The organism is Symbiobacterium thermophilum IAM 14863 (assembly GCF_000009905.1).
Lineage (GTDB): Bacteria > Bacillota > Sulfobacillia > Symbiobacteriales > Symbiobacteriaceae > Symbiobacterium > Symbiobacterium thermophilum.
Genome location: NC_006177.1, coordinates 3,428,314 through 3,454,237, shown reverse-complemented (window position 1 = coordinate 3,454,237; position 25,924 = coordinate 3,428,314). Strand labels below are relative to the sequence as shown.

Annotated in this window: 24 protein-coding genes, 1 tRNA gene and 1 pseudogene; 24 read left to right on the top strand and 2 right to left on the bottom strand. The window is 68.2% G+C overall.

Features of this window, described 5'->3' with window-relative positions:
- The first annotated feature begins 55 nt into the window (after positions 1 to 55).
- The 15 genes and pseudogenes from pth to STH_RS16040 all read left to right on the top strand — a co-directional run bounded on the left by pth (position 56) and on the right by STH_RS16040 (position 13,414).
- Positions 56 to 625 (top strand): aminoacyl-tRNA hydrolase, encoded by a 570-nt coding sequence (gene pth / locus STH_RS16105; RefSeq protein WP_011197351.1) that lies wholly within the window; start codon positions 56 to 58, stop codon positions 623 to 625.
- Between the two features lie 27 nt (positions 626 to 652).
- On the top strand, positions 653 to 1,090 hold the full coding sequence (locus STH_RS16100) for a nucleoside recognition domain-containing protein (RefSeq protein WP_011197350.1): 438 nt from the start codon (positions 653 to 655) through the stop codon (positions 1,088 to 1,090).
- A complete protein-coding gene (locus STH_RS16095) occupies positions 1,087 to 1,566 on the top strand; it encodes a nucleoside recognition domain-containing protein (protein ID WP_158507017.1) in 480 nt (159 codons plus the stop codon). Before STH_RS16100 ends, STH_RS16095 begins: the two co-directional genes overlap by 4 nt.
- Positions 1,567 to 1,726: 160 nt before the next feature.
- On the top strand, positions 1,727 to 5,458 hold the full coding sequence (gene mfd, locus STH_RS16090; RefSeq protein ID WP_011197348.1) for a transcription-repair coupling factor: 3,732 nt from the start codon (positions 1,727 to 1,729) through the stop codon (positions 5,456 to 5,458).
- A 213-nt stretch (positions 5,459 to 5,671) separates the two neighbouring features.
- A complete protein-coding gene (gene spoVT, locus STH_RS16085) occupies positions 5,672 to 6,232 on the top strand; it encodes a stage V sporulation protein T (protein WP_011197347.1) in 561 nt (186 codons plus the stop codon).
- 144 nt (positions 6,233 to 6,376) lie between these two features.
- Positions 6,377 to 8,026, top strand: a complete 1,650-nt coding sequence (locus STH_RS16080) for a putative polysaccharide biosynthesis protein (protein WP_011197346.1) — start codon at positions 6,377 to 6,379, stop codon at positions 8,024 to 8,026.
- Positions 8,027 to 8,085: 59 nt separating this feature from the next.
- A complete protein-coding gene (locus STH_RS16075; protein ID WP_011197345.1) occupies positions 8,086 to 9,696 on the top strand; it encodes a putative polysaccharide biosynthesis protein in 1,611 nt (536 codons plus the stop codon).
- A gap of 13 nt (positions 9,697 to 9,709) precedes the next feature.
- Positions 9,710 to 10,798 carry a nucleoside triphosphate pyrophosphohydrolase gene (gene mazG / locus STH_RS16070; RefSeq protein WP_083766159.1) on the top strand — a complete coding sequence of 363 codons (1,089 nt, stop codon included), beginning with the start codon at positions 9,710 to 9,712 and terminating at the stop codon, positions 10,796 to 10,798.
- Between the two features lie 105 nt (positions 10,799 to 10,903).
- Positions 10,904 to 11,173: an HU family DNA-binding protein gene (locus STH_RS16065; RefSeq protein ID WP_011197343.1), complete on the top strand. Its 270-nt coding sequence runs from the start codon at positions 10,904 to 10,906 to the stop codon at positions 11,171 to 11,173.
- Between the two features lie 60 nt (positions 11,174 to 11,233).
- Positions 11,234 to 11,527 carry an RNA-binding S4 domain-containing protein gene (locus STH_RS16060; protein ID WP_011197342.1) on the top strand — a complete coding sequence of 98 codons (294 nt, stop codon included), beginning with the start codon at positions 11,234 to 11,236 and terminating at the stop codon, positions 11,525 to 11,527.
- 114 nt (positions 11,528 to 11,641) lie between these two features.
- Complete coding sequence (yabP, locus tag STH_RS16055) at positions 11,642 to 11,938, top strand: sporulation protein YabP (RefSeq protein WP_011197341.1); 297 nt, start codon at positions 11,642 to 11,644, stop codon at positions 11,936 to 11,938.
- Positions 11,939 to 11,986: 48 nt separating this feature from the next.
- Positions 11,987 to 12,505, top strand: coding sequence for a spore cortex biosynthesis protein YabQ (gene yabQ / locus STH_RS17615; RefSeq protein ID WP_242654639.1), 519 nt, complete (start codon positions 11,987 to 11,989; stop codon positions 12,503 to 12,505).
- A 142-nt stretch (positions 12,506 to 12,647) separates the two neighbouring features.
- Positions 12,648 to 12,880: pseudogene (locus STH_RS19565) on the top strand (sigma factor-like helix-turn-helix DNA-binding protein).
- The gene (locus STH_RS16045) at positions 12,877 to 13,236 is read left to right on the top strand and encodes a septum formation initiator family protein (protein ID WP_011197339.1); all 360 of its coding nucleotides are present in this window, start codon (positions 12,877 to 12,879) and stop codon (positions 13,234 to 13,236) included. The pseudogene STH_RS19565 and the gene STH_RS16045 overlap by 4 nt, the downstream one beginning before the upstream one ends.
- Positions 13,237 to 13,327: 91 nt before the next feature.
- Positions 13,328 to 13,414: transfer RNA gene (locus tag STH_RS16040), tRNA-Leu, on the top strand.
- Between the two features lie 318 nt (positions 13,415 to 13,732).
- On the opposite strand, the gene STH_RS16035 is transcribed toward STH_RS16040, so the two are convergent.
- Complete coding sequence (locus STH_RS16035; protein ID WP_043714395.1) at positions 13,733 to 15,331, bottom strand: Eco57I restriction-modification methylase domain-containing protein; 1,599 nt, start codon at positions 15,329 to 15,331, stop codon at positions 13,733 to 13,735.
- Positions 15,332 to 15,668: 337 nt separating this feature from the next.
- On the opposite strand from STH_RS16035, the gene STH_RS16030 reads away from it, so the two are divergent.
- From STH_RS16030 to STH_RS16000, 7 genes are all read left to right on the top strand, one after another.
- On the top strand, positions 15,669 to 16,247 hold the full coding sequence (locus STH_RS16030) for a restriction endonuclease (protein ID WP_043714392.1): 579 nt from the start codon (positions 15,669 to 15,671) through the stop codon (positions 16,245 to 16,247).
- A gap of 202 nt (positions 16,248 to 16,449) precedes the next feature.
- The gene (gene phnD, locus STH_RS16025) at positions 16,450 to 17,373 is read left to right on the top strand and encodes a phosphate/phosphite/phosphonate ABC transporter substrate-binding protein (RefSeq protein WP_207635388.1); all 924 of its coding nucleotides are present in this window, start codon (positions 16,450 to 16,452) and stop codon (positions 17,371 to 17,373) included.
- Positions 17,374 to 17,375: 2 nt separating this feature from the next.
- Positions 17,376 to 18,809: a HAMP domain-containing sensor histidine kinase gene (locus STH_RS16020; RefSeq protein ID WP_011197334.1), complete on the top strand. Its 1,434-nt coding sequence runs from the start codon at positions 17,376 to 17,378 to the stop codon at positions 18,807 to 18,809.
- On the top strand, positions 18,787 to 19,398 hold the full coding sequence (locus STH_RS16015; RefSeq protein ID WP_011197333.1) for a response regulator transcription factor: 612 nt from the start codon (positions 18,787 to 18,789) through the stop codon (positions 19,396 to 19,398). Before STH_RS16020 ends, STH_RS16015 begins: the two co-directional genes overlap by 23 nt.
- Positions 19,399 to 19,541: 143 nt before the next feature.
- Positions 19,542 to 20,618, top strand: coding sequence for an ABC transporter substrate-binding protein (locus STH_RS16010; protein ID WP_011197332.1), 1,077 nt, complete (start codon positions 19,542 to 19,544; stop codon positions 20,616 to 20,618).
- A gap of 62 nt (positions 20,619 to 20,680) precedes the next feature.
- Entirely contained in the window at positions 20,681 to 22,351 is a 1,671-nt protein-coding gene (locus STH_RS16005) for an ABC transporter permease (RefSeq protein WP_011197331.1), read from the top strand.
- A 12-nt stretch (positions 22,352 to 22,363) separates the two neighbouring features.
- Positions 22,364 to 23,410, top strand: a complete 1,047-nt coding sequence (locus STH_RS16000) for an ABC transporter ATP-binding protein (protein WP_011197330.1) — start codon at positions 22,364 to 22,366, stop codon at positions 23,408 to 23,410.
- A gap of 120 nt (positions 23,411 to 23,530) precedes the next feature.
- On the opposite strand, the gene STH_RS15995 is transcribed toward STH_RS16000, so the two are convergent.
- Positions 23,531 to 24,052, bottom strand: a complete 522-nt coding sequence (locus STH_RS15995) for a histidine phosphatase family protein (RefSeq protein ID WP_197525188.1) — start codon at positions 24,050 to 24,052, stop codon at positions 23,531 to 23,533.
- A 166-nt stretch (positions 24,053 to 24,218) separates the two neighbouring features.
- Between STH_RS15995 and STH_RS15990 the strand changes: the two genes are divergently transcribed.
- A complete protein-coding gene (locus tag STH_RS15990; protein WP_011197328.1) occupies positions 24,219 to 25,217 on the top strand; it encodes a 2-hydroxyacid dehydrogenase in 999 nt (332 codons plus the stop codon).
- Positions 25,214 to 25,924, top strand: coding sequence for a response regulator transcription factor (locus STH_RS15985; protein WP_011197327.1), 711 nt, complete (start codon positions 25,214 to 25,216; stop codon positions 25,922 to 25,924). Before STH_RS15990 ends, STH_RS15985 begins: the two co-directional genes overlap by 4 nt.

The following is a 25,924-nucleotide window of genomic DNA, read 5'->3' as shown; positions in this document are numbered from 1 at the left end:
GGGACTATGGTAAAGTAGACCCTGTCGACCCCTGCACAAGGAGATCGTGTGCGCAATGGCCAAGCTCATCGTCGGCCTCGGCAACCCCGGGCCCCGGTACGCCGCCACCCGCCACAACGCCGGCTGGATGCTGCTGGACGCGTTCGCCCGCAAACACGGGGTGGCGATCGAGCAGCGCGGCTTTGAAGGGCTGTACGGCGAACTGCGGTGGGGAGCGGAGGCCGAGAAGGTGATCCTGCTCAAACCGCTCACCTACATGAACCTCAGCGGACGGTCGGTGGCCCAGGCCGCCCGCTTCTATCGCATTGCCCCCGCCGACATCCTGGTCCTGTTCGACGATCTGGATCTGGAACCGGGGCGGCTGCGGCTGCGCGCGAAAGGGAGCGCGGGCGGCCACAACGGCGTGAAATCGGTCATCGCGGAGCTGGGCACGGCGGAGTTTCCCCGCCTCCGGATCGGGATCGGCCGGCCGGCGCCCGGCTGGGAGGTTATCGACTGGGTACTGGCGCCGTTCGGCCCCGACGACGCCGCGGCGGTGGCCGCCGCGCTGCCGCGGGCGGTGGAGGCGGTGGAGTGCTTCCTCACCGAGGGCATCCTGGCGGCGATGAACCGTTACAATACATAGTGAGGCATAGCGAGAGAGGGATTCGCGGTGGATCTGGCGGCATCGGTCAAGCAGGGAACCCGGGCCGGCCTCCTGGTGCTGTGGGAGCTGGCCAAGGTGATCGTGCCCGCCGTCATGCTCATTCACGTGCTGGAGCAGAGCGGCTGGTTGGACCGCATCTCGGACTGGCTCGGGCCGGTGATGGGGATCTTCGGCCTGCCCGGCGAGGCCGCCCTCGCCCTCGTCTCGGCCAACCTCTCCACCATTTACGCCGGCCTGGGCGTGACGGTAGCCCTGGGGCTGCCGGCCCGGGAGACGACGATCCTCGCCGCGATGATGATGATCAACCACGCAGCCATATCGGAGACCGCCCTCGTGGCGAAGACCGGGGCCCGGGCCGGATGGGTGCTCCTGGCCCGCACCGTCGCCATGGTGGTCGTCGCGCTCCTGCTGAACTGGCTGCTGCCGGGGGCGGGAGCGTCATGATGTGGCTGTGGTGGCTTTGGGAAGGGCTGCTCACCGGCGTCCGGCAGGTGGCCGGGCTCTGGTGGCTGATCCTGCTGTTCATCGGCATCCAGATCCTGAAGGACGCCGGCTGGCTCGGCCGCGCCTCCCGGTACATGGCCCCGGTGCTGCGGCCCCTCAGGCTGCCGGGAGAGGCCGGCGTGCCCATGGCCGCCGGGCTGGGGATCGGCCTCACCTACGGAGCCGGCGTCCTGATCCAGACCGCGCGGGAGGGCCGGCTGACCCGGGACGAGCTGACGGTGATGTGCGTCTTCCTGGGCATCTGCCACGCCATCTTTGAGGAGACGGTGCTGTTTGCCGCCGCGGGGGCCAACGGCCTCCTGCTCCTGGCCATCCGGCTGGCCGCGGCTGCCCTGTTCGGCTGGTTGGCGGCGCGCGCCTGGCTGCGACCGACAGAGCAGGCCTCGCCGGTGCCGGACGAGGTCCGGACGCGTTAGACGCATACCGTGCTGTGCCGGGGGCCAGACTTCCGCACAGTGTGATCCGGGCTTCAGCCCCCTGCGCGGGGCCGAAGCCCTCATCGGCCGCGCCGTGCACCCGCATGCTGCAGGGCGGAAGCCGGGTGAGCGCGGGCGGCCGTTCACGGGAGGTTTCCCTATGTCCAGTGAGACGCTGCTTCAGGTTCTTCAGGCCTCGGCGGAGTTCAGCTCGCTCTACGACGGGATGAGGCGAGGCTTTGCGGAACAGATGGTATACGGCGTGGCCGGCTCGCTGAAGAGCGCGTTCCTGGCGGCGCTGCGCGAGCGGACGGGCCGGCCCGCGCTGGTGATCACCGCGACAATCCAGCAGGCGGAGCAGTTCCGCGAGGACCTGGAGACCTGGCTTCCGGGTCAGGACGTGGCGCTCTTCCCGCCGATGGAATACCTGCCCTTTGAGGTGATGGCGCATTCGCCCGAGGTGATCGGCCAGCGGCTGTCGGTGCTGGAGCGGCTGGCCCGGGGCGAGAGCCTCATCGTGGTGGCGCCGGCCGCGGCGCTCTACCGGGGGCTGACGCCTTCCGCGGTGTTCCGCCGGTCGCTGCTCACGCTCAGGCCCGGGCAGGCGATTGGGCGGGACGAGCTGGTCGCGCGCCTCGTGCGGCAGGGGTACGAACGGGTGGACATGGTCGAGTCGAAAGGGCACGTTGCCGTGCGCGGCGAGATCGTCGACCTCTTCCCCCTGGCCGCTGAGTACCCCCTGCGCGTGGCCTTCTGGGGGGACGAGATCGAGGAGATCCGGCGCTTCGACCCGGCGACCCAGCGGACGGTGGAGCAGGTGGACGCGCTCTCGGTGGGCCCGGCCCGGGAGTTCATCCTGCCCGAGGACGGGCTCGAGCCGGCCATCGCGCGCATCCGCAGGGACCTCGCGGAGACCGTCGCCCGGCTCCGGCGCATCCAGGTGCGCGAGGCGGCAGCCCGGGCCGGGGAGGCCCGGGTGGAGGCCGCCGGAGCGGAGGCGGGCGGCGCGGCGGACGGCGAGGTAGGAAAGGGACGGGCAGGGCGCGGGCGCCGCCGGCGCAAGGATGTTCCCAGCCTGCCGCTGGACGCGGTGGACGCGGCGCAGAAGCTGGAGGAGCGCGTCGAGGGCCACCTGGCCAGGCTGCAGGAGCAGATTTACTTCCCCGGGCTGGAGCAGTACGCCACCTTCTTCTACGACCAGCTGGAGACCCTGATCGACTATTTCCCGGAGCGTCCGCTGATCCTCGTGGACGAGCCGGCCCGCATCCGCGACGCGAGCGTGGAGGCCGAAGGCCGGGAGGCCGACCGGCAGGCGGCGATGATGGAGCGCGGACACCTGCTGCCGGGCCAGCTCGGGCTGTACATCGGCTACCAGGAGCTCTTCCAGCGGTGCCGCCAGGGGAGCGCCATCTACTTCAGCGCCCTGGGCCGGGGCATCCCCGGCATCCGGCCCGCCAACGAGGTGGGCCTGTCGGCCACCACCGTCCAGGAGTTCCACGGCCAGTGGCCGCTCTTTGCGGAGGAGCTGCGGCGCTGGAAGAAGCAGGGCTTCCGCATCGTGATCCTCGTTGGCACGGAAGACCGGCAGCGGCGCATCCGGGAGTTGCTGCAGGAGGCAGAGATGGAGAGCGGCGCCGGCGCCGCCGGTTCGCCGGTGGCCGTGCCGCCGCCCGGCGGAGTCTGGGTGGGCCTGGGGAGCCTGGAGGGAGGCTTCCAGTGGCCGGGGCAGCGGCTGGTGGTGGTCACCGACCGGGAGATCCAGGGCCGCCAGCGGCGGCGCCGCCGGGGCGGGGTCCACGGGACCGCCGGGGCGACCGGGCGGCAGGGCGCGCGCATCGCCAGCTACCAGGACCTGCAGGTGGGCGACTACGTGGTCCACGCCACCCATGGCATCGGGCGGTACCTGGGGGTCCGCTCCGAGACAATTCTGGGCGTGACCCGGGACTACCTGGTCATCCAGTACGAGGGTTCCGACCGGCTGAAGATCCCCACGGAGCAGGTCGACCAGATCCAGAAGTACATCGGCGCCGAGGGCCACGAGCCGAGGCTCAACCGGTTGGGCGGCGGCGAGTGGGCGAAGGTCAAGAGCCGGGTCAAGGAGTCAATCCGGGAGATGGCCGCGGAGCTGCTCCGGCTGGCCGCCCTGCGGGAGACGCTGCCGGGCACGGCCTTCCCGCCCGACACCCCGTGGCAGCGGGAATTTGAGGACGCCTTCCCCTACGAGGAGACGCCGGACCAGCTCACCGCCATCGCCGAGATCAAGGCGGATATGGAGAAGGCGCGGCCCATGGACCGGCTGCTCCTGGGCGATGTGGGCTACGGCAAGACCGAGGTGGCCCTGCGGGCGGCGTTCAAGGCTGCGACGGCCGGCAAGCAGGTGGCCATCCTGGTGCCGACGACGATCCTGGCGCAGCAGCACTACGCCACCTGCAAGAGCCGCATGGAGGGCTTTCCTATCAACCTGGCGGTGCTCAACCGGTTCAAGAGCCCGAAGGAGCAGGCCGAGATCATCCGCGGGCTGGCCGAAGGCACCATCGACGTGGTGATCGGGACGCACCGGCTGCTCTCGGACGACGTGAAGTTCAAGGACCTGGGCCTGCTGATCGTGGACGAGGAGCAGCGCTTCGGCGTGGCGCACAAGGAGCGCATCAAGCAGCTTCGGGCCAACGTCGACGTGCTCACGCTCTCCGCCACGCCCATTCCCCGCACCCTGCACATGGCGATGGTGGGGCTGCGGGACATGTCGATCATCACGACGCCGCCGGAGGACCGGTATCCGGTGGAAACCTTTGTCGCGGAGTACGACGACGCCCTGGTGCAGGACGCGATCGGGCGGGAGCTGTCCCGGGGCGGGCAGGTCTTCTACGTCCACAACCGCATCCAGACGCTCGACGACGTGGCCGCCCGGCTGCACCGGCTGGTCCCCGAGGCGCGCATCGCGGTGGCCCACGGGCAGATGTCGGAGGATCGGCTCGAGAAGATCGTGCTGGACTTCATGGACGGCGAGTACGACGTGCTGGTGGCCACGACCATCATCGAGAACGGCATCGACATGCCGCAGGTGAACACCATCATCGTCGAGGACGCCGATCACCTGGGGCTGAGCCAGCTGTACCAGCTCCGGGGCCGCGTGGGCCGCTCCAACCGGCTGGCGTACGCTTACTTCCTCTACCGGCGGGACAAGGTTCTCACCGAGGCCTCGGAGAAGCGGCTGCGGGCGATCAAGGACTTCACCGAGCTGGGCTCGGGGTTCAAGATCGCGATGCGGGACCTGGAGATCCGCGGCGCAGGCAACATCCTCGGGCCGGAGCAGCACGGTTTCATCGTCAGCGTCGGCTTCGACCTCTACTGCCAGCTCCTGGAAGAGGCCGTACGGGAGCTGAAGGGAGAGCCGGCGCCCGAGCCCGAGATCCAGCCCAACATCGAGCTGCAGGTGGACGCCTTCATCTCGGACCAGTACGTGCCCGACGCCCGGCAGAAGATCGACGCCTACAAGCGGATCATCGCCATCCGCTCCATGGCCGACGTCGAGGACGTCGCGGACGAGCTGGTGGACCGCTTCGGCTCGCTGCCGGACCCGGTGAAGAACCTGCTGGACATCGCCCGGCTGCGGGTCCACTGCAACCGGCTGGGCATCACCTCCATCGCGCAGATGCGGGACCGGGTGACGGTGAAGTTCCTGCCCTCCGCGGCCCGCGCGGTGCCCTTCGACCGGCTGGCCCTGCTGAACCGCAGGCCGGAGTTCCGGGGGCGCATCGAGACCCCGCGCACCCGCGGCGGGACCAGCTTCACGGTCAAGGTGGGCGGCCTGGACGCCCGGTCGCTGCTGCGTACGCTGCTGCTGCTTTTGGAGCAGCTGCACGCGGAGGTCGCGCAGACCGCAGCCCGGTGACGCGGGTTTTTCCCAGACCTTGCGGCACCCGCCGGTACCCGGTGGGTGCCGCTCTTGTCTGCGCAGGAGATGCCTGTGATTCCACTTCTTGCATATACTGTCACCGGAACGCCCCGAGGGGGCGGGCTGCCAAAATGTGAATAGGGGTTGGAAGGGGTGCCGTATACTATCGGCAGTCGAGCCGAAGTCGCTGCCTACAGAGGAGGGTTGTACTTGAAGGCCACAGGCATAGTCCGACGAATCGATGACCTGGGCCGGGTTGTCATCCCCAAGGAGATCCGTAGAACCCTTCGGATCCGGGAAGGCGACCCCCTCGAGATCTTCGTCGACCGGGATGGCGAAGTGATCCTCAAGAAGTACTCGCCGATCGGGGAGCTGGGGGAGTTCGCCAAGGAGTACGCCGACTCTCTCTACGAGGCTATCGGGCATACTGCACTGATCGCCGACCGGGACACGATTATCGCCGTAGCCGGAGCGCCGAAGAAGGAATTCCTCAACAAGCCCATCGGTTCGATTGTGGAACGTGCCATGGAGGAGCGCCGGTCGATCGTGGTCTCCCGTGCGGGCGAGACCAGGCAGCGGGGAACCATCATCGGCGACGACGAGGACGAGAACCGCATCCCGGTGTACGTAGTCGCTCCCATCGTGGCCGGAGGTGACCCCATCGGCGCCGTGATCATCTGCTCGCGGGAGGCCGATGCGGTCATGACGGAGACCGAGATCAAACTTGCGGAGACTGCCGCTGGTTTTCTCGCTAAACAGATGGAGCAATAGCAGGAATCCCGAGCGCGTTCAGGAGCAGTCCGGCTGCTCCTGAACGCCTTTCTCTTGCGCCGCTGCCCTTTACGGCGGCAATTCGGTGAGATACCATAGGTAAGATTGATCAGTCTCACCGGCAGAACAGGGGGAGGCATGCAGGTGCGCGAAGGCGAGTCGTTTCTGCGGGGTGCGTTCGTTCTCACCCTGGCTACGCTGATCACCCGGCTGCTCGGCCTCCTGTACAAGCCGGTCGTCGCCCGCATCTTCGCCCCCTTCGACGGGCGCGGCGGGGCGGTGGGCCTGGGACTGACTCAGGTGCCGGTCACGGCCTACCAGATCGTCCTCTCGTTCACGTCCGTCGGCCTGAACGTGGGCATCGCCCGGTTGGTGGCCGAGCAGATGGCCCTGGGCGATGCCCATGGCGCCCGGCGGGTGTTCCGATCCTCCCTGGCGTTGATGACCGGCCTGGGCCTGGTCGGGGCCCTGGGCTTCTACTTCGGGGCGCCGTGGATCGCCCGGGCGATCTCGCCGGAGGTGCTGGAGGCCGCCCACGGGTTCCGGGCGATGGCCCCCGCCCTCCTGCTCACCTCCGTGCTGGCCGCTTATCGCGGACTCTTCCAGGGGTTCCAGGAGATGACCCCCACCGCCGTCTCGCAGATCGTGGAGCAGGTGGTGCGCGTCGGCGCAGGCGCCGCGCTCACCTGGGCGCTGGTCCGGGTGTCGGTGCCGCTGGGGGCTGCGGGGTTCAACCTGGGGGACGTGTTCGGGGCCGCCGCGGCCCTGATCTACATGCTTATCCTGGCCGCCCGCCGGGGCGGGGCGCTGTGGCAGGCTGAGCAGGCGGCCGCGCAGGGGCCGGGTGTCCTGGCCGGGCCTGCCCCTGACCGCGCCGTGAAACGCCGGCTGCCCCGGGGCCTGCGGCTGTACGGCCGCATCTTCGCCGTGGCCGCGCCCATCACCGTGGTCGGGGCGGTCGTGCCGCTGATGATGATGGCCGACGCGCTGTTCGTCTTCCGCACGCTCGCCGCCACAGGCGTCACCGGCGTGGATGCCCAGGAGCAGTATGGGTTGCTGACCAATGTGTTCATGATCGTCAACCTGCCGGCCATCGTCTCCACCGCGGTGTACACCGCCGTGCTGCCCGCCCTGGCCGGCTCGGCCGCCCTGGGCCGTACCGCCGAGGCCCGCTTGAAGGCCCGGCAGGCGTACCGCATCACCTTCCTGCTGGGCATCCCGGCGCAGGCGGGCATCTGGGCCCTGGCACCGGGCATTTACCGGTTGATCTACGGTTTCCCGGCCGGCGGGCCGGCGCTGGAGGCGATGGCCTGGTCCGTGCTGCCGATCATGCTGCAGCAGACGACCTCGGGCGTGCTGCAGGGCATGGGGCGCATCGGCGCGCCGGTGCGCAACTTCGTCCTGGGCGCAGCAGTCAAAATTGGGCTGACCGCGTGGTGGACAGGCCCTTACGGCATCGCCGGGGCCGCCTGGGCCACCGCCGTCGGCTTCGGCGTGGCCGCCCTGCTTAACCTGGTGGAGGTGGAGCGGCTCCTGGGGCGGACCATGCTCACCCGCAGCATGCTCTGGAAGCCGCTGGGCGCCGCACTCGCCATGGTGGGCGTGCTGCGCCTCCTCCAGCCGTACCTGCCGCCGGGCAACGGGGGGGTGCTCCTGGCCATCGCCGCCGGCGCCGCCGTCTACGGGCTGGCGCTCCTGGCGGCCGGCGGCGTGTACCGCCGGGACGTGGCGGCCATTCCCCGGTTCGGGCCGCGCCTTGCCGCCATGCTCGACCGCACCCGGCTGCTCCGGTAGCGCAGCCGAAGGTGGGCGGGCTCGCTGCCCCGCGCCGCGGGGAACAGGGGGGTTATGGGTTGCAACAGTCCAGATCCGAGGGATTCGTGCGGGGCGCCCTGCTGATCACGGCAGGCTCCCTGATCTCTCGCATACTCGGCGTCTTCTACCGCCCCGTCGCCCAGATCCCCCTGGGCGAGGACGGGCTCGCCCTGGTGTCGCCGCCGAACGCGCCCTACATGCTCATCCTGGCCGTTTCGTCCACCGGGCTCAACGTCGCCGTTTCCCGCCTGGTGTCGCAGCGGCTGGCGGTGGGCGACCTGCGCGGGGCACGGCGGGTGGTGCGGCTCTCCGCGACCGTGCTGGGCGTCCTCGGGCTGATCTTCAGCGTGCTGTTCGCCCTGGCGGCGCCGTGGATGGCGCGGGTGCAGGGCTTCCCGGAGGCAACGCCGGGTTTTCTGGCCCTGGCGCCGGCGATCCTGATGGTGACGCTGGAGGTCTCCCTGCGCGGCCTCTACCAGGGCATGCAGCAGATGCGGCCTGCGGCGATGACGATGGTGATCGAGCAGGTCGGCCGGGTGGTCGTGGGCCTGACCGGCGTCTTCCTGCTGACCCCGATCGCGCTGAACCTGGGCGCGGCGGCCTTCAACGCGGGCAACACCGTCGGCGTGTTCCTCGGCCTGGTGTACGTGGCCTACATCTACCTGCGCGACCGGCCCATGCGGGACTGGACGACGGTGGCCCCGGGGGTCGAGTCGTGGGAGAAGATGAGCACCTGGCGGCTCATGCGGGAGATCCTGGCGATCGCGATGCCGCTTTCCTTCCTGGGGGCGGTGCTGCCGCTCACGCAGCTGGCGGACACGGCGCTGATCACCAACCGGCTCATCGCCGCCGGCACCGACGTCGCGGAGGCCAAGCGAGCCCTGAGCTACATCACCAACGCCACGCAGCTCCGGGACCTGCCCATCATCTTCGCGCAGGCGCTCTACGTCTCGCTGATCCCGGCGATCAGCGAGTCGATGGCGCTGGGGCGGGAGGAGCAGGCGCGGCACAGGTCCGCGGCCGCCATGCGGCTCACCTGGCTGATCGGCCTTCCGGCGACCATCGGGTTGGTGGCCGCCGCCCGCGACGCCTACGGTGTGCTGTTCACCGGACCCGGCTGGTACGTGATGGCGCCGCTGGGCTGGTCGACGATCTTCCTCATGCTCCAGCAGACGTCGTCGGGCATCCTGCAGGGGTTGGGGCTGATCTGGCTCTCGGTGTGGAACCAGCTTCTGGGCGTCGTGGTCAAGATCGTCCTGACGTGGTGGTGGACGGGCATGCCGGCCCTGGGCGCCAGCGGGGCGGCCTGGTCGACGACGGTGGGCTTCCTGCTGTCGGCCGGCCTGAACCTGTGGGTCCTGCGCCGCCGGTTCGGGCTCGGTATCGGCGTGCGGACCAACATCCTGCGGCCGCTGGCCGCCTCCGCCGTGATGGCCGCCGCGCTGCTCTGGATCAGCCCGCTGCTCAGGTCTGCCATTGGCTGGGCACGGCTCTCCGGGGTCGCGGTGATCGCGGTGGGCATCCTGGTGTACGGAGCTGCCCTGCTGGTCCTGGGCGGCATCCGGCGGGCGGACCTGGAGCTGGTGCCCGGCGTTCCGCCGGCCGTGATCGACCGGCTCAGGCGGCTCAGACTGCTGCGAGACAGCTAGGGGGATGGCAGACATGGAGGATCTTCTGCGTGCGTTTGACATCCATCTGGCCGACGGGCTTGAGGTGCGGCCGGCCGCCCGGCTGCGCAGCTGGGCGGGACCGGCGGAGCTCCCGCTCCTGATCCCCGGCGTCCTCCCCGGCGATCTGGGCGCGGTGCAGCGGGCCCTGCTTCCGTACTACCCGGCGGATCACCCGGTGCGGGTGCGCGCCGAGGGCCGCGTGCACGAGGTGCCGCTGGATGGTTTGGCGGGCCAGAACTGGGGAGAATACCGGATAGACCTGTTCCTGGCTCCCCCGGCCCGGGCGCAGCGGGAACGGTGGCCGCTGGACCCGCTGGTGGAGGTGATGGACCGGCTGCGCGGCCCGGACGGCTGCCCCTGGGACCGGGAGCAGACCCACGAAACGCTCAGGCGCTACATGCTGGAAGAGGCCTACGAGGCGGTGGAGGCCATTGACGACGGCGACCCGGATCACCTGTGCGAGGAGCTGGGCGACGTGCTGCTGCAGGTGGTCTTCCACGCCCAGATTGCCCGGGAGGCGGGGCGGTTCGACATGCGGGACGTGGTCGCCGGCATCACCGAGAAGCTGATCCGTCGCCATCCGCACGTCTTCGGCGACGCCTCGGCCGAGACGGCGGAGGAGGTCACCCGCCGCTGGGACGCGATCAAGCGGGCGGAGCGGGGCGGTACGGGCGAGGAGTCCTTGCTCAGCGGGGTGTCCCGTTCCCTGCCCGCGCTCTCCCGGGCCTGCGAGCTGCAGAAGCGCGCCGCCGGGGTCGGGTTCGACTGGGAGGATGCGGAGGGCCCCGCGGCGAAGGTGCGGGAGGAGCTTGCCGAAGTGCTGGGGGCTCCCCCCGGGGAACGGGAAGCCGAGGTGGGCGACCTGCTCTTCGCGGCCGTCAACCTGGCCCGGAAGCTGGGGGTCGACCCCGAGCTGGCCCTGACGCGGGCCAGCGCCAAGTTCGAACAGCGATTCCGGTATGTGGAAAGAAGGCTCGCGGAGAAGGGGCTTCGCCCTGCCGACGTGAGCCTGGCGGAGATGGACGCACTGTGGGAAGAGGGTAAACGGGTCGAACTTCGGAAAAAATATGGGGGAAAATAACGAGAGCCGTAAAGGACATGGAAGGAGTTCTGGAAACCTGCGCCGAATACGGCTCAGCGGGAATCATACCCACCCAATTCTGACCTCGAAAGGGGAGACCGATTCTTGAACAAGCAGGATCTGGTCGCGAGTGTTGCCGAGAAGTCCGGTCTGACCAAGAAGGACGCGGAGAAGGCCCTGAACGCCGTTGTGGAGTCGATCAAGGAAGCCCTGAAGAAGGGCGACAAGGTCTCGCTCGTCGGCTTCGGCACGTTCGAGGTCCGGAACCGGGCTGCCCGTTCGGGGCGCAATCCGCAGACCGGCGAGCCGATCAAGATCCCTGCGGGCAAGGTGCCTGCCTTCCGTCCGGGCAAGGAGCTGAAGGAGAGCGTATAAGTCAAGACGGTAAGGGCCGGACCCTGAAGGGGGTCCGGTCTTCGTGCAAGGAGCGGTTGCATGCGCATCGACAAGTTCCTGAAGGTCTCGCGTATCATCAAGCGGCGCACCCTGGCGAAGGAGGTCTGCGACGCCGGGCGGGTGCAGGTGGGCGGCAAGGTGGCGAAGGCCGGCACCGAGGTGAAGCCCGGCGACACGATCTCCATCGACTTCGGCCGTCGTCAGCTGACGGTGCGGGTTCTGGCCGTGCGCGAGCACGTGCGCGCCGCCGAGGCGCGGGAGCTCTACGAGGTGATCGCGGAGGAGTTCAAGGCCGACCCTCTGCTGGCGGAGCTGGAGGATGATCCCGAATAGCGAATGCACGGACCGCGGACCGGCGGTCCGTTTTCTTACATAACGCCCCGGGTGGCGGCATAGGGATGGGACAGGGTCCCCCAGATCCAAGGGGCGCAGAGGAGGTCGATCCGGGTGGAGGAGAGGACGCACGAGGGCGCCACCCACTCCCTCAGCATCGCCAATCGGGAGCGGGTACAGATCACCGGCGTGGTGGCCGTGGACAGCTTCGACGATGCAGAGGTCAACCTGGAGACCGAGATGGGGCTGCTGACCATCCGGGGAGAGGAACTGCAGATCAAGCAGCTCGACCTGGAGAAGGGCCAGTTCGAGATTTCGGGCTTCGTGTCGGCGCTGCAGTACGCCAGCCCGAGGCAGCGGACCGGCCGGCAGCAGCGGGGCCGGTCGTTCCTGGAGCGGCTGCTCCGGTAGCGGGCGCGCAGAGCGAGTCGGGGGCGGGGAGGCGGTCCGGTGCTGCGGATGGAGCTGCAGTTCTACGCGCTGTTTATGACGGTGCTCAGCGGCATCGGGGTCGGCCTGCTGTTCGACCTGCTCCGGGCGGTCAGGCGGTTCCTGCGCCCAGGGCCGCTGCTGGCGGCCCTGGGGGATCTTCTTTTCTGGGGCGCCGCGACGGCCATGGTGGGCACCGGGCTGTTCCTGGGCAACTGGGGGGAGTACCGGTTCTACGTGCTGGTCGGGCTCCTGACCGGCCTGGTTCTGCACTTCGCGCTGGCGAGCCCGGCTGTGCTCTGGCTGGCGGACCGGTTGCTGCACGCGGTGGCCTGGGTGCTAAAGGTGCTCTGGGAGCTGGCGATGCGGCTGGTCTGGTTTCCCCTGCAGGCGGTGGCGGCGGTCCTGTGGCGGCTGGGCCGCGGGCTGGGCACGTGGCTGGGGCGTCGGCTGCGGGGACCTTACCGGTGGCTCCGGCTGCGATACCTGTTGGCCAGACGCCGCCTGCGGCGCGCGTGGCGCCACTGGTTCCGCGGGCCGAAGACGTGAAGTTTCTGGACGGGCAGAAGGAGTTTCACGGCTGCAGAAGAACGTAATAAGAACATACACAGCTTGTACTCAGGTTGTACTCAGGATGTACACAGCCTATCCACAGGTTGTGCATATCCGGTAGCCAGGGGCTGACGGTGCAGTGAACATCGAAATCCGCGGCGCCGAACGGCTGAGCTTCCGGGAGCGCCAGGTGGTTGTGCTGAAGGAAATGGGCTGGAGCAAGAGCAGGTCGCCAAGCGCCTGTCGCTCGCGCCCAGCACCGTCGCGACCCTGTACAACCGGGCCAAGTCCAAGGGCTACCAGGTCGTGATCGTCCTGCCGGGCGACAGTCTGGGGCTGTTTGACAGCGCCGACAGGGAGGATGAAGAATGAGAACTCCCTATAGGAGGGCAGACACCGCGGCCACCGCGCCCGAGCCAGGCCGGCGCGCCAGGGGAGATCCCCTGCGGCGGCACTGGCTGACCGGCGCGCTGATTGCCGCGGTCGGCGCCGTCCTCTCGTTTGCGGCGCTGGAGCTCTACGAGGCGAGGATGCAGCTGGAGCACGCCCTGCAGGCGCAGGCGCAGGTGGAGTCGGAGCTGCGGGCGCTCCAGGAGAAAAACCGGCGGCTGTCCGAGACGTTGGAGCGGGTCACCAGCGACGAGTCGATGGAGCTGAAGGCGAAGCAACTGGGCTTCACGTGGCCCGATGAGCAGGTCTATCAGACAATCGTGCCGCGCGGGCACTGAGCGCGGGAAGGGCGCCCTGCCGGCACACTGGCAGGCCCTGGTCGGTTGAAATCCGCCGCCGGCGCGTGCTAAGATGAACTAACGCGATCGGGCCCGAGTGGCGGAATGGCAGACGCACGAGACTTAAAATCTTGGGGCCGCAGAGGCCGTGCGGGTTCGAGTCCCGCCTCGGGCACCAGATGAGACAAGGGCTGCAGGGTTCTGGACCCTGCAGCCCTTGATGTGTTCTCGGGTTTCTGTGGCCTTGTTTCCACCTGTCGCCGAGACGCGGCAGGTCTTTCCGTATGGCCGCTCCGGCCCTCCGGCGAGATGCGTTCCGCCTCGAAACCTCTGAGCCTGGTCAGGTCACGCTTCAGTTGGAGGCGGAATGTGCGGTGGGCTGAGGCTGTGGGGTGCACATTCCGCCTCGAATCGGACGCCTGGATCACGATGTTCGAGTTCACAGGCGGTCGAGTAAAAAGTAGAAGGCCGTCCCGGACGGGGACGGTCCTCTCTTCTAGCACCTGTTTCTCCGCCACCGGCGCAGCGTCTCCACGCCATCGCGAATCAGATTGACCTCGCTCCGGGTCAGTTCCAGTTCACTCTGAAGGATGACCTCGTCCCCCAGCGCGAAGGCGTCGTCCAAGCCGCCGGCCCGGCGCAGCAGCCGGTCCAGTTCAGCCAGGTAAGCGGAGGGTACCCGGTCCAGCCGGGGAACCCGCACCTTATTGGCCTCGCCGGGGATGAGGATCAGGACGCCGCCGCCCAGGGAGTGGACCTCGGTCTCGCAGGAGAGCAAGGTCAGGCTGTTGTACCACGCGGCGACCACCTGCTCCGGGCCGATCCCGGGGGCCACGAAACCACAGAGCAGGCTGTTGGAGGCCAGGAAGCCGCCCTCGTTCATCACCATGACGGGGCGCTCGCTGAAGACGGAGAGCAGCAGGTCCGGCCGGTGCAGGCCGGGCACCCTGTACCAGGGCTCGCGGATACGGCACTTGTAGCGCAGGTGGACCCCCGCAGCCTCGCCCTCTGCCAGGTAGCGCAGGTCGGCTGCGGTCAGGTGTTCCGGGTCCGCCGGCGGATCGTACAGGTAGAGCCGCCGTTCCCGGGGGATCGAGCGGGTGGAGATGCCGATTCCCCGGAGTTCGCGTCCGCTGGTGAGGGTGGGCTGCAGATGGGCCGGCGGAATTTCCCGGGCCCGGGCCTGCTCCGCAGACAGGTGGAAGAACCGCTTGTCGCCGGCCACGTAACCGATGCCGAAGCGGCTAAGCTGCCCCAGCCGGCTGAGGCGGCCCGCCAGCCGCGGCGACGAAAGCAGCTCCCGCAGCGCCGGCGGCAGCAGCGCCTCCACGAAGGGGCGGCCGCCGGCCACCACGTCGTCTACCGCAATGTCGACCGCCGTGTCCGGGCGGCCGTCCAGCAAAGCGTCCAGATCCGCGTAGGTCTCGAAGGTGACGACATCGGTGGCGCCCCCGAAGCGATCGGCGAGGAGCAGCACCACGTCCTGCGACAGGTCGGGAAAGAGCCGATCGTGTACCCGCACGCAGCGCATCTCGCCGAAGTGCCCCTTCAGGTACCGCCACAGGGGCTTGGCGTACTGCACATAGGTCAGCTCATAGGGCAGGACGAACGCGATCCGGCCGCCGGGCGCCAGGAACCGGCAGGACTGCAGGACGAAAGGCATCCAGAGGCTGCCGCTCGGGCTCATGGGCTCTCCCATGACCGCGGCCGCGATCTGCAGCGCCCGGGCCACCGCCTGCCTGGGCAGTCTACGGAGCCGGATGTAGGGCGGGTTGCCGACGACGGCGGTAAACGCGCGGGGGAAGGGCGGTTTCCCCGGATCCGCCCGGAGGAAGTCCCCCAGGTAGGCCCGGTCAGTCCACAGCAGTCTCCGGTCGAGCACCCTGCGGTATGCGGCCTCGTCGATCTCGGCGCCGTACACCCGCTCCGGCCCCAGGGCTTCCGACAGTGGTCCCAGGAAGGCCCCGGCCCCGAAGCACGGTTCCAGAATGAGGTCGCCGGGGCTGCGTACCGCCCACCGCACCATGTACTCCGCCGCGGTATGGGTGGTGTAGAAGGCTCCGCGGGCCTTCTGGAGGAACTGACTGCCGGCCAACCACCCGCCTCCTTTCATCGGGGGTTCCCACCTTTCCTGTGCCGCACGGCCGTGGATCCCGCAGGCGCCGTGGGGATCTCGTCGTGGCGATCGCCTGGCCGCCGGTCGGGATCCCGCGGGCGGTGGGGTGTCCTCCTCGCCGCCGGGCCGCGGGTTCGGCGGGGCCGTGGCGTTCTCTTCGGCGCGCGTCCAGCGATCTCCTGGGCGGCTCCGAAGGGCGGTGCTGCCACGACCCTGCCCGCGGCAGCAGGAGTTGACGGCAAGTTAAGCGAACCCAAAATTGGTATGCCTAGAATGGAACAGGCTGAAACTTGTTGCCTGTAGGGAGGGAAAGCGCGTGTGGGCCTGGCTCGAACCGGTCGGCCGGGTGCTGTGGGAACTGCGTTGGGCGTTGCTTCTTTACTTCGGCGGACTGCTCGTCTGCTACAAGGTGATCGACTCCATCCGGTACTGGATCGGCGAATGGCGCCGGGAGAAGGCCGAGGCGCGATTTCGCGGGGCTGACCTGGCCGCCGTCGACCAGATGAGCGGTCAGGAGTTCCTGCAGTACCTCGCCTACCTCTTCCGGTCCGCCGGCTTCACCGTCCAGTTCACTCCGCCGGTCGGCAACTACGGCGTCGACCTGGTGCTGACCCATCCGACCACGGAGCAGCGGATCGCGGTGCGGGCGCACCGGGCCGACGATCCGGTGGACCCGATCCCCGTCATGACCGTGGAGTCGTCCCGGCTGCTGTACGGCTGCGAGCGGGCGATGGTGGTGACCAGCGGCGAGTTCACCGAGGAGGCCCGCGAGCAGGGAGAGGCCGCCAACGTGATCCTGGTGGACCGCACCCGGCTGCAGGAGATGATGGTCCTGACGTCCGCACCCCACACGGCGCTGTTTGGGTTCAGCGGCCACCAGGGTCTGACCTTGTGAAGGGGAGACCGGATGTGGCACAAGGCCACCGCGCACCGAGCGTGGTGGCCTTCCTGCTTGCGGGGCCTGTTCATGTCTCTTCCTGACGTGCCAACCATTTGCCGCCCTGAACGGGCGGCTGATGCCGCATTCGCGGCAGGTACGAAAGAATCCAGACGAGAAGTATCAGCCGTTGGCTCGAAGTAGGTGGAGGTGGATGCGCGTGCGGCGCCCCCTGTCTGTCCTGTTGCTGGCAGCGGTGGTGAGCCTGTGGGGCTGCGCTTCGGCTCCCCAGTTGCCCGAGGTGCGACTGAACCAACTCGACCGCACCCTGGCGGCCGGGTCAGTCGGCATCTCGCCGCGACCGGTCCTGAAGGTCGGCCTGGCCACCATGATGTCGCCCCGGGAGAGCCTGCTCCGTTACGGGCCGCTGCTGGACTACCTGAACAGCAAGCTGGAACGGCACGTCGAGGTGGTCCTCGCCTCCTCACAGACGGAGATGCTTGAGCTCCTGCGCACCGGCGGGGTGCAGCTCGGGCTGGTGGGCAGCCTCGCGTACGTGCAGGGCGCCGACGGCTTCGGCCTGAAGGCGCTGGCGGTGCCCGAGTACCAGGGCGAACCGACGCACCGCTCGCTGATCCTGGTGCGCCGCTACAGCGGCCTGGAAGAATTCGCCCACCTGAAGGGACACACGTTTGCCTACACCGACCCGGTTTCCGCCACCGGCTGGCTTTATCCGCAGACGCTGGTGCTTGAGCTGAATGAGGCGGTGGAACGCTTCTTCGACCGGGCGCTCTTCACCGGCACCGACGACAAGGCGATTCAGGCCCTGGACCACGGGCTGGTGGACGGCGCCGCCGTCAACAGCGTGATCTACGACATGGCGGTCGCTGAGGACCCCGACCTGGCCCGGCGGCTGCGTGCCATCGGCTCATCGGAGCCGCTCGGATCGCCGCCGGTGGTCGTCTCCCCGACGGTCGGTTCCGAGCTGGTCGCACAGCTGGAGTCTGTCTTCCTTCAGATGGGCGAGGATGAGGAGGGACGGGCGGTGCTGCAGAGCTTGCGCCTGGACCGTTTCGTCGCTCCGGATCCCGCCTGGTACGAACCGATCAGGCTCATGCTGGAAGAGGTGGAGGCGAGCAAGTGAGGATGCGGCGGCAGGAGGCGTCAGGCCGGCCGAGGCTGCGCGTTTTCGGCATCCGGGCCAAGCTGATCTCCGTGCTTCTGGCGCTCACCATTGCGCTGGGGCTTGTCTCCATTCTCCAGCTGCAGGCGACCCTGCCCCGGACGTTGCGGGAGGAGCTGGACAAGCGGGCGCTCTCCATCGCCCGCAACGTCGCCCTGCGGGTGACCGACCCGCTCCTGACGGCCAATCCGTTGGAGGTACGGGAGATCCTGGCCGACGTGCAGGCCACCAACCCCGACGTCCGGTACGCGTTCGTGCTGGACAGCCGGGGGCGGCTGGTGGCCCACACGTTTGCCGGGGGCTTTCCCCGGGATCTGCTGACCCAGCGCCCGGCCGCTCCTGACCGGACCGAGGACGTGCAGTGGCTCCTCTCGGAGGAAGGGGTGATCCACGACGCGACCGCCCTGATCGTGGACGGACTGGCCGGGCACGTGCGGGTCGGGCTGTCCGAGGCGCATCTGATGGCGATGCTCCGGGACATGCGGCGCCGGCAGATGCTGACGCTGGCGCTGGCCTGCGTGCTGGCGGTCCTGCTCGGCTACCTGGGCATCTGGAAGGTGACCGTCCGGGTGCCGCAGCTGGTCCGCGCCGCCCAGGCGGTGGGCCGGGGCGACCTGACCGTGCGGGTGCGGCCCGGCCCGGCCGACGAGTTCGGGCACCTGGCAGAGGCCTTTAACCAGATGGTTCGGGACCTGGCCCGCACCCGCGCCCTGGTGGTCCGGAAGGAGGCCGCCCGCAAGGCCTTGCTGCAGAAGGTGCTCACGGCACAGGAGGAGGAGCGGGCGCGGATCTCCCGGGAACTGCACGACGAGGTCGGCCAGGCGCTGACCGGCCTGATCGTCGGTCTGCGGGTCCTGGAAGAGGGGGATGCGGAGCGCCAGAGTCAGGTGACGTACCTGCGCGACCTGGCCGCCGGCACGCTGGAGTCGGTGCGGCGGCTCTCCCGCGACCTGCGCCCGGCGGTGCTGGACGACATCGGGCTCGTCGCGGCGATCCGGCGCTATGCCGGCGACTTCGCCCGCTACCACGGCATCGAGGGGACGGTCCAGGTGGTGGGCGATGAGTCCGTCCGCCTCCCTCCGGTGGTGGAGACAACGCTCTACCGGATCACGCAGGAGGCGCTCACCAACGTGGCCCGCCACAGCCAGGCCCGCCACTTCGGCATCGTGCTGGACCTGCGCGGGCCGGACGTGCGGCTGGTGATCGAGGACGACGGCCGGGGGTTCGATCCGGGCGCGCCCCGGGAGGGAACCGGCCTGACCGGGATCAGCGAGCGGCTGGCGCTGGTGAGTGGCCGCATGACCATCGAATCCAGTCCGGAAAGCGGCACCACCCTGTTTATCGCGGTCCCGCGCGAGAAGGAGGACGAGTCGGATGCGCATCTTGATCGCCGATGATCATCGGGTCGTCAGGACGGGGCTGCGGATGCTGCTGGAGAGCCATCCCGACTTCGAAGTGGTCGGGGAGGCGTCCAGCGGGCCGGAGACGGTGCAGAAGGCGCAGGAGTTGCGGCCGGAGCTGGTCATCCTGGACCTTTCCATGCCCGATGGGAACGGCCTTCTGTACCTGCGCCAGCTTTCGGAGATGACCCGGGTGCTGGTGCTGACGATGCACGACGATCCCGCTTACGTGCGGCAGGTGATTCAGGCGGGCGGCAGCGGTTACGTCCTCAAAGAGGCAGCCGACGTGGAGCTGTTCTCGGCCATCCGCGCCGTGCTTTCGGGCCAGACGTACATCTATCCCACCCTGGCCGCCAAGCTCGTGGAGGAGAAGGCGGGCGGCGAGCGCAAGTCGGTGCCGCTCAGCCCCCGGGAGCTGGAGGTGCTCCGCCTGGTGGCCCTGGGCCATACCAACCAGGAAATTGCTTTGCAGCTGAACGTGAGCGTACGAACGGTTGAAACTTACAAGACCCGGATCTGTGAGAAACTCGGCGTCTACACCCGGTCGGAGATGGTTCGCTACGCCCTGGAGCACAAACTGACCTGATCCGCACCATCGGCAGCCGTGTCCGGGAATTCCCGGACACGGTGTACGCGAGGCTACGGATACACGGAAAGGTCGTTCGAATGTACGATTACACTGTCTCCTACTTTTGGAGGATCTCTCTCACGCATACGGAGGGAAGCATGATGTGGAAGCGGACTCTGGCTCTCACCCTGGCCGCGAGCCTCCTGGTTCTCGCCGGCTGCGGCTCGAAGCAGACTCCGGCCCCGTCGACCACGCCTTCGACTTCGAACCCGCCCGCGTCATCCGAGGCCCCGAAGTCGAACGAACCCAAGAAGCTGGTGATCTACGCCGGCATGATGGAGGACCATGTGAAGGGTGCCGTGGCCGAGTTTGAGGCCCAGACCGGCATCAAGGTGGAATGGGTGCGCATGTCCTCCGGCGAGACGCTGACCCGGATCCGGGCCGAGAAGGAGAACCCGCAGGCCAGCGTCTGGTACGGCGGTCCGGCGGACGCCTACGTGGCGGCCAAGGAGGAGGGGCTCCTGGCGCAGTACGTCTCGCCCAACGCCGCTAAGATTCCCGATCAGTTCAAGGATCCCGAGGGCTACTGGACCGGCATTTACGTCGGCCTCCTGGGCTTCGGCTACAACACGAAGATGATGGAAGAGAAGGGGCTCACCCCGCCTGAGTCGTGGGAGGACCTGCTGAAGCCCGAGTTCAAGGGCCAGATCGCCCTGGCCAACCCCGGTTCGTCGGGCACCTCCTACACCCTGCTGGCCACCATCGTCCAGCTGATGGGTGAGGAGAAGGGCCTGGAGTACATGACCAAGCTGCACGAGCAGGTCGCCCAGTATCCCAAGTCGGGTACCGCCCCGGGCCAGATGGCCGGCCGCGGCGAGGTGCTCATCGGGATCTCGTTCGCTCACGACATCGTGAAGTACGCCAAGGAGGGCATGCCCCTCGACGTCACCTTCCCGAAGGAGGGCACCGGCTACGAGATTGGCGGCATCGCCCTGATCAACGGCGCTCCCGACGAGGAGGCGGCCAAGATCTTCATCGACTGGGCCCTGACCAAGGAGGCGCAGGAGCTCGGCCAGAAGTACGGCTCCTACCAGTCGCTGACCAACGTGGAGGCGACCAATCCGCCCGAGGCGTTCTCGCTGGACGAGGTCACGATCATCGACTACGACCTGCAGTGGGCGGGCGCCAACCGGACCCAGCTCGTCGAGAAGTGGTCCAAGGCCGTCAATATGCAGTAGCACAGTACGGAAGGGCCGGGCTCTCCAGCCCGGCCCTTGACGTATCGAGGAGGGTGTAACACGTGGCCTCTATCGCCGCCCGCCGCAAGCGCAGCGCCTCCTTGGAGCCCGTGGTGCTGGTCACCATCCTGCTGGTCGCCGGTGCCCTCTGGCTCTTCATCGTCAACCCGATCTTCCAGGTGCTGAAGCAAAGCGTCATGACGCCCAGCGGCATCTCCTTGCAGGCCTACTGGGACGTCATCAGCAGCGAGCGGATCGTGAAGATCTTCGGCAACACGCTGCTACTCTGTACCACCGTAAGCCTTATCGCCACCGCCATCGGCTTCCTGTTCGCCTACGCCGTGGCCTACGTGAAGATCCCCCTGAAGGGCCTCTTCCGGACGCTGGCGATTCTGCCGGTCGTCTCCCCGCCCTTCGTGGTCTCTCTGTCGGCCATCCTGCTGTTCGGCCGGACCGGACTTATCACCCGGACTCTCCTGGGGATTGAGAACGCCAACATCTACGGGTTCGGCGGCCTCGTGCTCGTCATGGTGCTCAGCGAGTTCCCGGTCACCTTCCTGACCCTGATCGGGCTTCTCCAGAACATCGATGTCAGCCTGGAGGAGGCGTCCCGCAACGCCGGGGCCTCCCGCTGGCAGGTCTTCCGCACCGTCACGCTGCCGCTGCTGCTGCCCGGACTGGCCAACGCGTTCCTGCTGGTCTTCATCCAGGCCCTGGCGGACTTCAGCAACCCGATGGTGATCGGCGGCAACTTCATGGTGCTCGCCGTGCAGATCTACCAGCAGGCCATCGGCGGGTACGACCTGCAGGGCGGTTCTGCCGTGGCCGTGCTGCTGCTCTTCATCACCGTAGCGGTCTTCACGATTCAGCGCTACTGGCTGGCAGGCCGTTCGTACGTGACCGTCACCGGGAAGCCGGCCCGGGAGCGCTCGCAGATCACGGATCCGTGGGTCGTCTGGCCGCTCTTCACGGTGCTGAGCCTGATCACGCTGGTGGTCATCGGCATGTACGCCCTGATTCCCATTAACGCCTTCATCAAGCTCTGGGGCATCAACTGGACGTTCACCCTGGACAACTTCAAGTACGTGCTGGGCCTGGGCATGAAGCCCATCTACGACACCACCCGGCTCGCCCTGATTTCGGCCCCGATCGCCGGCTTCCTGGGCATGATCATCGCCTACCTGGTGACGAAGAAGCGGTTCTTCGGCCGCAGCGTCATCGAGTTCGTCTCGATGCTCTCCCTGGCGATCCCCGGCACGGTCATCGGTATCGGTTACATCCTGGCCTTCAACAAGCCGCCGATCGTCCTGACGGGAACCGGGACCATCCTGGTCATCGCCTTCATCTTCCGCAACATGCCGGTCGGCATTCGTTCGGGCATCGCCGCGCTGCAGCAGATCGACCCGTCGATGGAGGAGGCCTCCATCAACATGGGCGCCACGACGACGCAGACCTTCATGAAGGTGATGCTTCCGCTCATGGGCTCCGCCTTCTTCTCCGGCCTCCTGTACAGCTTCGTGCGGGCGATGACGGCGGTCTCCCAGGTGATCTTCCTGGTCTCTGCCAAGTACAACCTGCTGACCACCGCCATCCTCAACCAGGTGGACGTGGGGCGTTGGGGTTACGCCTCGGCCTACTCGGTGGTGCTGATCCTCATCGTCCTGGCGGTGACGGTCCTGCTGTCCATGATCCTGCGGCTGTTCGGCATTAAGACCAGCATTACGGACCTGTAGGAGGGGCCTGGCATGCGCTCGACTCTGCGATTGGCGAACCTGGTGAAAGAGTTCGAATCCCAGAAGCGGACCGTGCGGGCGGTGAACGATGTCTCGCTGGACTTCCCGGCGGGCGCCTTCGTCACCCTGCTCGGCCCTTCCGGCTGCGGCAAGACGACGATCCTCCGGATGATCGCGGGCCTGGAGACCCCCACCTCCGGGGAGATCTACCTGGACGACAAGCCCATCACCCATGTGCCGCCCAACAAGCGCGAAACGGCGATGGTCTTCCAGAACTACGCCCTCTTCCCGCACCTTACCGTCTTTGAGAACGTCGCCTACGGCCTGCGGCTCCGGAAGGTGCCCGAGGCGGAGCTGAAGCGGGCGGTTCACGAGAAGTTGGAGATGATGGGCCTCAGCAACATGGCGGACAGGCAGCCCAACCAGCTCTCCGGCGGCCAGCAGCAGCGGGTCGCACTCGCCCGGGCGCTGGTGATGTCGCCGAAGATCCTGCTCTTCGACGAGCCGCTCTCCAACCTGGATGCGAAGCTGCGCATCCAGGTGCGGCAGGACATCCGTGAGCTGCAGCGGAACCTGGGCGTCACCACCGTCTACGTCACCCACGACCAGGAGGAGGCGATGGCCATCTCCGATTACGTGGTGATCATGAACGGCGGCCAGGTGGAGCAGGCGGGCTCGCCCGAGGAGATCTACTTCCAGCCCCGCAACAGCTTCGTGGCGGACTTCATCGGCGGGGTGAACCTCATCCCCGGGCGCATGACCGGTCCCGACGAGGCCGAGCTCCTGGGCCGGAAGGTGCAGGTCCGCAATCCGTACGGGATTGCAGCGGGCCAGGAGGTGAAGGTGGCGGTCCGGCCGGAGGAGGTCACGCTGGGCGACGGCCCCTTCACCGGGACGGTTCGGCGGGCCGTGTTCCTGGGCCGGGTGACCGAGTACGTGATCCAGGTCGGGGACCAGCGGCTGGTGGCGGTGATGCACGGGCAGCACCGCCGGATGCCGGAGGGCGCGGAGACGACCTTCAACTTCAACGCCGGGGCGCCGCTGGCGCTTGCCCGGTGATCCGAAGTCCAAACGAAGCAATTAGCGGCTCTCCCGGCTACATGCCGGGAGAGCCGCTTTGATCCGTTCGGGGCCTCCCCTGCTCCGTGGCATGGCGTAACAGCCGACCGCCGGAGCGTCTTACCGTTCGAAGACGTACAGCAGTCCGTTGGCTGCGTGGCCGAACCAGGGCCCCCGGAAGCCGCGCCGCTTCAGCTCGCTGCGCAGGAACGGCATCAGGGCCGCGTGGCTGACGACCAGGGCGTCGCTGTCGGACTGCAGCACCCGGTCGACCACCCGCCTGACCCGCTCCCGCACCGCCCGCCGGCTTTCGACGTTGGGGTGGGACTTAAAGTACCAGACCAGCCGCACCAGCACCGCCCAGACCAGGAACGGGAGCTTGATGCGGTTGCCGCGGAAGGGGTACGGCTCGATCTCGCGCAGGTCCTTCAGGATGATGATCTCACCGGGGAAGATCGCCCGGGCGGTCTTGACGGCCCTGGGGAGGTCGCTGCAGAAGCAGTGCTGCCAGTCGCCGCCGCTGAGGTCGACGTGGCCGTATTCAATGTCGGCGTTGTCGTAGCCCGCGAACCACTCGGCGACCTCGTCGGGCGTCACCAGCAGCTTCGCAGGATAGGCATGCTTTACGCGGAAGTGTCTCACCAGGCCAATCTTCACAGTCGAATTCACCGCTTCCCGGACGTGTTTCCATTGGACTCGCATAGGACGTTCGCTTGAAGACGCTGGTTCCCTGCGAGTTCCAGAGGCGGGAACCAGGCGAGGTATGGCGAATAAACCGTCGAGACTACCTCACGGGGAGGCACAAGCGATGGCGAAACCGCGTGTCTTCGTCACCCGGCGGATTCCCGACGAGGCGCTAAGTATCTTGCGCACCGCATGCGAGGTGCACACCTGGGACCACGAGGACGAGCCGGTCCCGCAGGACGAACTGGTCCGTGGGCTCCAGGAGGCGGACGGCGCCCTCGTCGTGGGTCCCCACCGGATCGACGCGGCGCTCATGGACGCGGCCCCCCGCTGCCGCGTGTACGCCAACATGGCGGTGGGCTATGACAACATCGACGTGGCGGCGGCCACGGCGCGCGGGATCCTGATCACCAACACGCCGGGCGTGCTGACCGAGACCACCGCTGACCTGGCCTTCGGCCTGATGATCGCCGCTGCCCGCCGGCTGTACGAGGGGCAGCGGACCATCGTGGAAGGGCGGTGGAAGGGCTGGTCGCCGATGTTCATGACCGGTCAGGACGTGTACGGCGCAACCCTGGGCATCGTCGGCGCCGGCCGCATCGGCCAGGCGGTGGCCCGGCGGGCCCGGGGCTTCGACATGCGGATTCTGTACCACAACCGGCGGCCTAACCCGGCCTTCGAGGCCGAGGTCGGGGCTTCCTATCGGCTGCTCGACGACCTGTTGCGGGAGTCTGACTTCGTCGTCGTGCTGGTGCCGTTGACGCCCGAGACCCGGGGGCTTATCGGGGCCCGGGAGCTTGCCCTGATGAAGCCCACCGCGGTGCTGGTCAACGCCGCCCGGGGTCCCGTGGTGGACGAACGGGCCCTGTACGAGGCCCTGCGGGACCGGCGCATCTACGCCGCGGGGCTGGACGTCTTCGACCGGGAGCCCATTCCCGCCGATCACCCGCTGCTGTCGCTCCCCAACGTGACGGCCGTGCCTCACATCGGCTCCGCGACCGTGCGGACCCGGACCCGGATGGCGACCCTGGCCGCCGAGAACCTGGTGGCCGCCCTCACGGGGAAGCAGCCGCCCACCCCCGTGAACCCTGAGGTGCTCCGGCGGGAGGAGAGGCAGCCGTGACGGAGGGACGCCGCTTCCGCATCCTGATCGTCGAGGACGACGAGAAGATCGCGTCGATCCTGGCCGACGAGTTCGTCCGCTACGGGTATGACGTCGTCCTCGCGCGCGACTACGCCAACATCAAGGGAGAATTTGTGGCGGCCCGACCGGACGTCGTGCTCATGGACATCAACCTGCCCCGGTACGACGGCTACTACTGGTGCCGGCAGATCCGCACCGTGTCCCGGGTGCCGATCCTCTTCATCTCCGCCCGCTCGGACCAGATGGACCAGGTGCGGGCGATTGACCACGGCGCGGACGACTACATCACCAAGCCGTTCAACCTGGAGCTGGCCCGGGCCAAGGTGAAGGCGGCCATCCGCCGGGCCTACGGCGAGTATGCCGCCGCCGGTGAGGCCGACCTGCTCAGGGTCGGGCCCCTGGTTCTGGACCGCGCGACCAACCGGGTGAGCTGCGGCGACCGGACGGTGGAGCTGAGCCCCAAGGAGTTCCGGCTGCTGTGGTGCCTGGCGCGCCGGGCGGGGGAGATCGTCGGCCGGGAGACGCTGCTGGAGGAGCTGTGGGACGACACCGAGTTCGTGGACGACAATACTCTCACTGTGAACGTGACCCGGGTCCGGCGTCGGCTGGAGGAGCTGGGCCTTACCGGGGTGATCGAGACCAAGCGGGGCCAGGGCTATCGGCTGAACGCCGGCTGGGGGGAGTGA